The organism is Nonomuraea sp. NPDC050691, from assembly GCF_040654455.1.
Taxonomy (GTDB): Bacteria; Actinomycetota; Actinomycetes; order Streptosporangiales; family Streptosporangiaceae; genus Nonomuraea.
On sequence record NZ_JBFAIA010000082.1, the window covers coordinates 26,511 to 34,110 of the forward strand.

The window sequence follows — 7,600 nt, forward strand, 5'->3', positions numbered from 1 at the left end:
CTCACAAGGGCCCGAAGAGCCAGTTGCCCGCCGCGTTCGGGTCGGCGCCCGTGTAGTACTGCCGGGCCGCCGCGACCAGCCCGTCCACCGTCAGCCTCCCGCGTCCCGTCCGGTCGAGCCGGTCGAAGGCCGCGTCCACGTCGTCGTACGCCGTGCCGAACGCGCTGAGCATCGTCCGGAACTCCCGCGGCCCGATCAGCCCGTCGCCGTCCGGGTCGCACACCTGCGCCACGCTCACCGTCGCCGGCCGGAACACCGGCTCGTACCGGTCACCCGACACGAACGCCGCCCGCATGCCGTCCCGGAAGTCGTCCCTCGACAGCCGCGCGTCGTGGTCGCGGCCCAGCGCGTCGGCCAGGGCCGCCCAGATCGCGTCGAAGCCGTCGACGAGCCCGCTGCCGGTGACCGACGTCGGAGACTCGCCGAAACCCACCAGAACGCGCGCCCCCAGCCCCAGCAGGTCCCCGCGCGCGACCGTACCGGCGCCGCCCGCGTCGATGTGGTCGAACGCCCGATCCAGCTTGTGATTGAGCAGGTCGATGGCCACCCATGCCTCCCCCGAGACCGACTGCATGATCACAGTAGGTGGGGGCGGACGGTTTGTCAGCGAGGCTCGCACCCGCTTGTCACCGCGGCCGGCACCCACGGCCCCCGTAACGTGTGCGAAACACGGACACGGCATGCTGGGAGGGACACGACGACTGTTTTCAGAGGGGATGCCTTGGACCGCCAGCAGGAGTTCGTGCTCCGCACGCTCGAGGAACGCGACATCCGGTTCATCCGGCTCTGGTTCACGGACGTCCTCGGCTTCCTCAAGTCCGTGGCCATCGCGCCGGCCGAGCTGGAAGGCGCCTTCGCCGAGGGCATCGGCTTCGACGGGTCGGCCATCGAGGGCTTCGCCCGCGTGTACGAGGCCGACATGCTCGCCAAGCCCGACCCGGCGACGTTCCAGATCCTGCCGTGGCGCAGCGAGACGCCCGGCGCCGGCCGCATCTTCTGCGACATCCTCATGCCCGACGGCTCGCCGTCCCACGCCGACCCGCGCTGGGTGCTCAAGCGCGCCCTCGCCAAGTGCGCCGACATGGGGTTCACCTTCTACACCCACCCCGAGATCGAGTTCTTCCTGCTCAAGAACCGCCCCGAGCCCGGCCGGCGGCCCGAGCCGATCGACTCCGGCGGCTACTTCGACCACACCCCGCACAGCTCCGGCCACGACTTCCGCCGCCAGGCGATCATGATGCTGGAGTCGATGGGCATCTCGGTCGAGTTCAGCCACCACGAGGGCGCCCCCGGCCAGCAGGAGATCGACCTGCGCTACGCCGACGCGCTCACCACGGCCGACAACATCATGACCTTCCGCCTGGTCATGAAGGAGGTGGCGCTGGAGCAGGGCATCTGGGCGTCCTTCATGCCGAAGCCGTTCACCGAACACCCCGGCTCCGGCATGCACACCCACATGTCGCTGTTCGAGGGCGACCGCAACGCCTTCTACGAGGCCGGCGCCGACTACCAGCTGTCCAAGGTCGGCCGCTCGTTCATCGCCGGCCTGCTCAAGCACGCCGCCGAGATCACCGCCATCACCAACCAGTGGGTCAACTCGTACAAGCGGCTCTGGGGCGGCGCCGAGGCCATCGCCGGCCAGGGCGGCGAAGCCCCCTCCTACATCTGCTGGGGCCACAACAACCGCTCGGCCCTGGTCCGGGTGCCCATGTACAAGCCGCACAAGGGCGGCTCGACCCGCATCGAGTTCCGCTCGCTCGACTCCGCCTGCAACCCGTACCTCGCCTTCGCCCTCATCCTCGCCGCCGGGCTCAAGGGCATCGAGCAGGGGTACGAGCTGCCGCCGGCCGCCGAGGACAACGTCTGGACCCTCACCAGCGCCGAGCGCCGCGCCCTCGGCATCCGGCCGCTGCCGCAGTCCCTCGACGAGGCCATCGCCGTCATGGAGCAGAGCGAACTGGTGGCCGAGACGCTGGGCGAGCACGTCTTCGACTTCTTCCTGCGCAACAAGCGGGCGGAGTGGCGCGACTTCCGGCGTCAGGTGACGGAGTTCGAGCTGGACCGGTACCTGCCGGTGCTTTAAGGGCCTCAGGGCAAGGTCTTCACGAGGGGGCGCGCTTCGCGCGTTGGGCGTTCAGACGTGTTGCCCAGGGGGCTCCCGCCCCCTTCGACCCCCGACCAAAGGCATGGCCCTCGCTCCGCTCGGACGCCTTATGAGGGGCTACGCCCAGGCGCGGGCCTGCCGGCCCCCGCACCCCCGCGACGCCGGCCGGTGACCGGGAGTGGCGTCGCGCGTTGGCCGGTGTCCGGCTGGGGACGACGCTCGTACTCACGAGCGGGTTTCCAGGCGTCCATGGCGAAGTCGCCCTGCCTGACGAGCCCGCCGTCCTTCCGGGGAAGAGCAGCAACTTGGTGGGGTGATGACCGTCAGGGTCTGCCAAGGGAGCGTCACCTTGGCAGACCGGGTGGAGTTGCACACAGCCGCGGGCGGGGCCTGGTGCCCTCACCGATTGCGCGGTGCGGGGATTGTTGGTGATCAAGCCGTCATTCACGAACCCATTGGGTGTCGCTGGCCATGACGTCGTCGTCGGTGGCGGTCACGGCTGGACTTCGTCAATCCGGCGTGAGCGGTCGCATCTTGTCGCCAGTCGCTGACCGGAAGACGATATTGCTGTGACCAGCGGGAGAACCTCGGATTGGCCAGAGACGGTCGGGCGCTTGGGAACGGCCGGCGCCGTCGTCGCCGGCCTGTCCGGTTGTTGCGTCGGCCTGGTCGTGGGCCTCTTGGCCTATCCGCCCCACCGCTTGGCTTGCGACGTGCTGCTCGGTACTGTCGTGCGGCCTGCGAACAGCGGTGCTGCAGCGGGTATCGGCTAGAGGCGTGTCGCGGTGCGGACGAGGTCGGCGACGGCTTTGGATCTGCTGCGTGGCGGCCAGGCGATGACGGTCGTGACGGCCGGCGCGTCCGGCACCGGCACGATGGCGTGGTCGTCTCGGAGCTGGTCTCGGAGCGACTCGGGTACGACGGCGCAGGCCAGTCCGAGCGCGATCAGTTGGAACAGTTGGGTATGGTCGCGCACCAGCGGGCCGGGGCCGTCCGGATGGGCGCCATCCCGTCCAGGCCAGCGCGGCAGGGGCAGGTCCGTCTGGGCGTTGACCTCGGCCGACGAAAGATACGCCCGGTCGGCGAGGGGATGACCCTTGGGCAGGACCACGACCTGCTGTTCGGTGTGCAGATCCTCGGTGTCGAATCCGGCTGTCGTGTCGTAAGGCCGGTGGAGCAGAGCAACGTCGGCACGCCCGGTGCGCAGCAGACTTTCCGGCTCGCCCGGCCCGCACAGCATCACCTCGACCGCCACTGAGCCCGGTTCGGCGGCGTAGGCGTGCAGAAGCTTCGACAAGAGTTCCCTGGACGCTCCGGCCTTGGTGGCCAGGACCACACCGGGCTGGTCAGCCGCGGCGCGGCGGGTGCGGCGCTCGGCGGCTTCGACCGCGTCGAGCGCGATCCGGGCCTCCCGTAGCAGCACCGACCCGGCCTCGGTCAAGGCGACGGCGCGAGCGGTGCGGTGCAGCAGAACGACTCCGAGCCGCCGTTCCAGCTGCTGGATCGCCCGCGACAGTGGTGGTTGCGCCATCGCGAGCCGTTGTGCCGCCCGTCCGAAGTGCAACTCCTCGGCTACGGCGACGAAGTATCGCAACTCCCGCGTCTCCACCAGCTCATCGTATCCGGCGCTGACCAGGACCAATACCCGTGCGGTATCGCCGCTCACCTGACCGGTCTTGGACGCCCCATCCGAGTTCGCAACATGATCGACGGCATGAGTGAACGGACGATCGCGCTGGTGACCGGCGCGAACAAGGGAATCGGATACGAGATCGCCGCAGGCCTGGGTGCCCTTGGCTGGCGAGTCGGTGTGGGCGCGAGGGATCGGCGACGCCGCGACACCGCGGTCGAGAAGCTGCGCGCGGCCGGGACCGATGCGTTCGGCGTGCCGCTCGACGTCACCGACGACGCAAGTGTCGCCGCCGCGGCCGAGCTGGTCGCCGGCCATGCCGGAGGGCTCGACGTCCTGGTCAACAATGCCGCGATCACCGGCGGTATGCCACAGACACCGACCACGGTCGAGCCCGCGACCGTGCGAGCTGTCGTGGAAACCAACGTGATCGGCGTCATCCGGGTCACCAACGCGATGCTGCCGATGCTGCGCAACTCGGCATCACCGCGGATCGTCACCATGTCCAGCAGCGTCGGCTCGCTCGCCCTGCAGACCACCCCCGGTATCGACATGGGCCCGGTTCCCGCCGCCTACTTGGCCTCGAAGACCTTCCTCAACGCCCTCACCATCCAATACGCCAAGGAACTGAGTGACACCAACATCCTGATCAACTCCGGCTGCCCCGGCTTCACCGCCACCGACCTCAACGGTTTCCAAGGCGTCCGCACACCACAACAGGGCGCGGCAATCGCGATTCACCTCGCGACCCTGCCCGACGACGGACCGACCGGCGGGTTCTTCGACGACGCCGGAACGGTGCCCTGGTGACAGCCACACCAGCACGCACCATTCCCGTTCTCGACGTCAGCCGCGCGTCGCGCGCCACAGGAGAAGCAAGACGATGACAAAGGCAGTCAGATACGACGAGTTCGGTGGAATCGAGGTGTTGCGGGTCGACGAGGTCAACCGGCCAGTGCCCGAGAGCGGGCAGGTCCTCGTGCGGGTCAAGGCCGCAGGCATCAATCCCGGTGAGGCGGCCATACGCACCGGCGCCATGGCCGACATCTTTCCCTCGACCTTTCCGTCCGGACAGGGCAGCGACCTCGCCGGAGTTGTCGCCGAGGTCGGCGCCGGAGTCGACCGATTCGTGGTCGGTGACGAGGTGATGGGGTTCTCCGAGCGGCGGTCAGCACAGGCCGAGCTGGTCCTGGTCGACGTCGACAACCTCACACCCAAGCCGGACAGCATCTCATGGGAGGTGGCGGGCGGCCTGTACGTCGCCGGAGCGACTGCGTGGGGGGCGGTGCATTCCCTGCACCTCGACATCGGGGAGACCGTCGTCATCTCCGCAGCAGCCGGAGGAGTCGGCTCGCTCGCCGTTCAGCTCGCGCGCCGTGCCGGAGCCACGGTCATCGGCCTGGCGAGCGAGCACCACCATGAGTGGCTGCGAACACACGGGGTGATACCGGTGGCATACGGTGACGGCGTCGCCGACCGGATCAAGGCCGCCGCACCAAGCGGCGTCGATGCCTTCATCGACACCTACGGCGGCGGGTACGTCGAACTGGCCCTTGCCCTCGGCGTCGCGGTCGAGCGGATCGACACCATCGCCGATTTCGCGGCAGCCGCGAGGTACGGAGTCAAGACCGAACCCGGAACCAACGCCAGACCTGGCGCCGAGGTACTTGCCGAACTGGCCGCCCTGATCGTCGACGGACACCTCGAAGTCCCGATCGCCAACGTCTACCCGCTGACGCAGGTCCGCCAGGCCTACACCGAACTCGAACGCCGACACACCCACGGCAAGATCGTGCTCAGACCCTGACCGGCACCATGCAACGCAGCGCGCTCGAGGCTCTGCTCAACCGCAGGATGATCCCCGCCGGGCTGTTCGGCCGCCATCTGGTTGGCCGCGACAACCCGGACGACATCCGATGTTCGGCAGAACCGCCAGCAAACCTCGCGAGAAGTTCAGGCGTGAGCCACGGCGTCGACACGGGGGAATCGATGCCGGCGGTTCGGCGACCTCGGGTTGGTCGACCGGCCCTCGACGCCGCACCGGCAACCCACCGCGACCCCAGGCGGCGGTGTCGTACAGATCGAAACCATGCGCCGCAGCCACAAGTGGTCGGCGGCGCGGATCGCCTTCGAACTCAGCCGGCAGGACGTCCCAGTGAGCCGGCGTACGGTCAGCCGGGGCCCGTGGGGAGATCCGGCGAACGATGGTCGGCTTTGATCAGGTATCTGTCAGGAAGGCCAGCGCATCGGGGGCGAAGCGCTTGTCGGTGAATGTGGCGCTGTGGCTGCGGCCCGGGTAGACGACGAGTTGAGCGTCGGGGATGCCCTCGACTGTCAGCCGGGCCAGTTCCAGCGGGTAGACGAGGTCCTTCTCTCCCTGGATCAGCAGCGTGGCCGCCTTGATGTCGGGTAACCGGCCGCGCAGGTCGAAGCCGTCTTCGGCGTTGAGCACGGTGACGGCGTCCGTGTGGTCCTTCTGGCCGCTGTCCGACAGCCACAGCAGGCCTTTGAGCAGGGTCCGCCCACTGGCCGACTCGGTGACGATCTCGGCCAGCGCGGGGCTTGGCCGCCTGCCTTGGCGCGCGCGTTCGATGTAGGCGCGCTGGGCTCGCTTGCCGACCGGACCGAGCGTGCAGGCCGTGCCCGCGAGGACCAAGCGGTCGACCAGGTCGGGATGGTCGGCGGCGAGTTGCAGGGCGATGGAGCCGCCGGTGGAGATGGCCAGCATGTTCACCGGTCCGCCGAAGGTGGTTCTGATCGCTTGCGCGTAGACGGCGGCGAGCTCGCGCATCGTCGTGGTCGGTGCCAGCCCTGGGGGGCGGTTGACGACGTAGACGGTGAAGTTCTTGGTGAACGGCCGCACCATCCGCATCGTGGACCAGCGCGCCAGGCCCGTCGGGTTGGCCGCTTGCGGCGTGTAGAGCAGGACGACCAGGGGCGGTCCTTCACCGGCTGACAGGTAGGGCAGGCCGTTCAGCATGGAGTGATCCCTTCTGTGACCGCGTCGATCAGGCGGTCCATCACGGCCGGGTAGATCTCGGCGCCCAGGTGTTCGGCGTGCAGCGGGGTGAGCAGGACCGCGCGCAGGACGCCCAGCAGTACCTGAGGGTCGCCTTCCACGTGGGTGTCGAGGAACTGCAGCAGGTCGGCCATCGGGCCGCCCGCCGCGGCGGCCCTGCGCTCAGGGGTGAGCTTGGCCGCGACAGTGGCCATCTCCTGAGGGTGGGACATCAAGCGGCGGTAGAGCGGATTGGTGTCGAGTTCGGCGACGGTGGCGTGCAGGAAGCGCCGCAGCGCGTCGCGGGTGTCGCTGCCGCGGTTGAGGCCTTCGTCGATCACGCGCCGCCGTACCTCCTCGCTCTGCCTCAGCATCGCCTCGAAGTACAGGTCTTCCTTGGAGGCGAAGAAGGCGTACAGCGAACTCTTGGCGATGCCGGCGGGGGCGGTCAGCTCTTCCAGGGACGTCTTGCGCAGCCCTTGGGTCGAGAAGAGGCGGGTGGCGGTGTCGAGCAGCTGCTCGGTGATCCGCGACCGCTCTTCCGCGGAGAACGGCGATGGCACGGTATCTCCATATGAACAGTTTGGTTTTTCGTTCACAGTCTAGCGCTCGGGGGGCAGCCCGACGCAAGCCGTCACCCGTGCCCACAGGCTCCGACGTCCGAACGGTTCGAGCGATGTCGCGGCCGGGCGGGATGCCTTCACCTGCGGCTGTGCTCGGCCAGCAGCTCGAACAGGCTTGAGAAGCCCTGGTCGCCGTGGCCGTCGGCGATCCTGCGGTCCATCAGCTCCTTGACCTCCCGCATCCGCATGGCTTCCACGCCGACGGATCGCCGATGGCTGATCATGTCGTCCATCAGCGCGGCCTG

Annotated in this window: 8 protein-coding genes and 1 pseudogene; 4 read left to right on the forward strand and 5 right to left on the reverse strand. The window is 68.8% G+C overall.

Features of this window, described 5'->3' with window-relative positions:
* Position 1: 1 nt before the first annotated feature.
* Complete coding sequence (locus AB0H81_RS26220; RefSeq protein ID WP_358379693.1) at positions 2–574, reverse strand: EF-hand domain-containing protein; 573 nt, start codon at positions 572–574, stop codon at positions 2–4.
* Positions 575–721: 147 nt separating this feature from the next.
* On the opposite strand from AB0H81_RS26220, the gene glnA reads away from it, so the two are divergent.
* Entirely contained in the window at positions 722–2,083 is a 1,362-nt protein-coding gene (glnA, locus tag AB0H81_RS26225; protein WP_358379696.1) for a type I glutamate--ammonia ligase, read from the forward strand.
* A gap of 790 nt (positions 2,084–2,873) precedes the next feature.
* On the opposite strand, the gene AB0H81_RS26230 is transcribed toward glnA, so the two are convergent.
* A complete protein-coding gene (locus AB0H81_RS26230; RefSeq protein WP_358379699.1) occupies positions 2,874–3,770 on the reverse strand; it encodes a LysR family transcriptional regulator in 897 nt (298 codons plus the stop codon).
* 36 nt (positions 3,771–3,806) lie between these two features.
* On the opposite strand from AB0H81_RS26230, the gene AB0H81_RS26235 reads away from it, so the two are divergent.
* The 3 genes and pseudogenes from AB0H81_RS26235 to AB0H81_RS26245 form a co-directional block, all read left to right on the forward strand.
* A complete protein-coding gene (locus tag AB0H81_RS26235) occupies positions 3,807–4,544 on the forward strand; it encodes an SDR family NAD(P)-dependent oxidoreductase (RefSeq protein ID WP_358379702.1) in 738 nt (245 codons plus the stop codon).
* Between the two features lie 115 nt (positions 4,545–4,659).
* Positions 4,660–5,541 (forward strand): NADP-dependent oxidoreductase, encoded by an 882-nt coding sequence (locus AB0H81_RS26240; protein WP_358379705.1) that lies wholly within the window; start codon positions 4,660–4,662, stop codon positions 5,539–5,541.
* 195 nt (positions 5,542–5,736) lie between these two features.
* Positions 5,737–5,913 (forward strand): annotated as a pseudogene (locus tag AB0H81_RS26245) (IS481 family transposase); the annotation flags it as partial.
* A 39-nt stretch (positions 5,914–5,952) separates the two neighbouring features.
* Here the strand turns inward: AB0H81_RS26245 and AB0H81_RS26250 are convergent.
* From AB0H81_RS26250 to AB0H81_RS26260, 3 genes are all read right to left on the reverse strand, one after another.
* A complete protein-coding gene (locus tag AB0H81_RS26250) occupies positions 5,953–6,714 on the reverse strand; it encodes an alpha/beta hydrolase (protein ID WP_358379708.1) in 762 nt (253 codons plus the stop codon).
* Positions 6,708–7,295 carry a TetR/AcrR family transcriptional regulator gene (locus AB0H81_RS26255; protein ID WP_358379711.1) on the reverse strand — a complete coding sequence of 196 codons (588 nt, stop codon included), beginning with the start codon at positions 7,293–7,295 and terminating at the stop codon, positions 6,708–6,710. Before AB0H81_RS26255 ends, AB0H81_RS26250 begins: the two co-directional genes overlap by 7 nt.
* 137 nt (positions 7,296–7,432) lie before the next feature.
* Complete coding sequence (locus AB0H81_RS26260) at positions 7,433–7,588, reverse strand: hypothetical protein (RefSeq protein WP_358379714.1); 156 nt, start codon at positions 7,586–7,588, stop codon at positions 7,433–7,435.
* Positions 7,589–7,600: the final 12 nt, after the last annotated feature.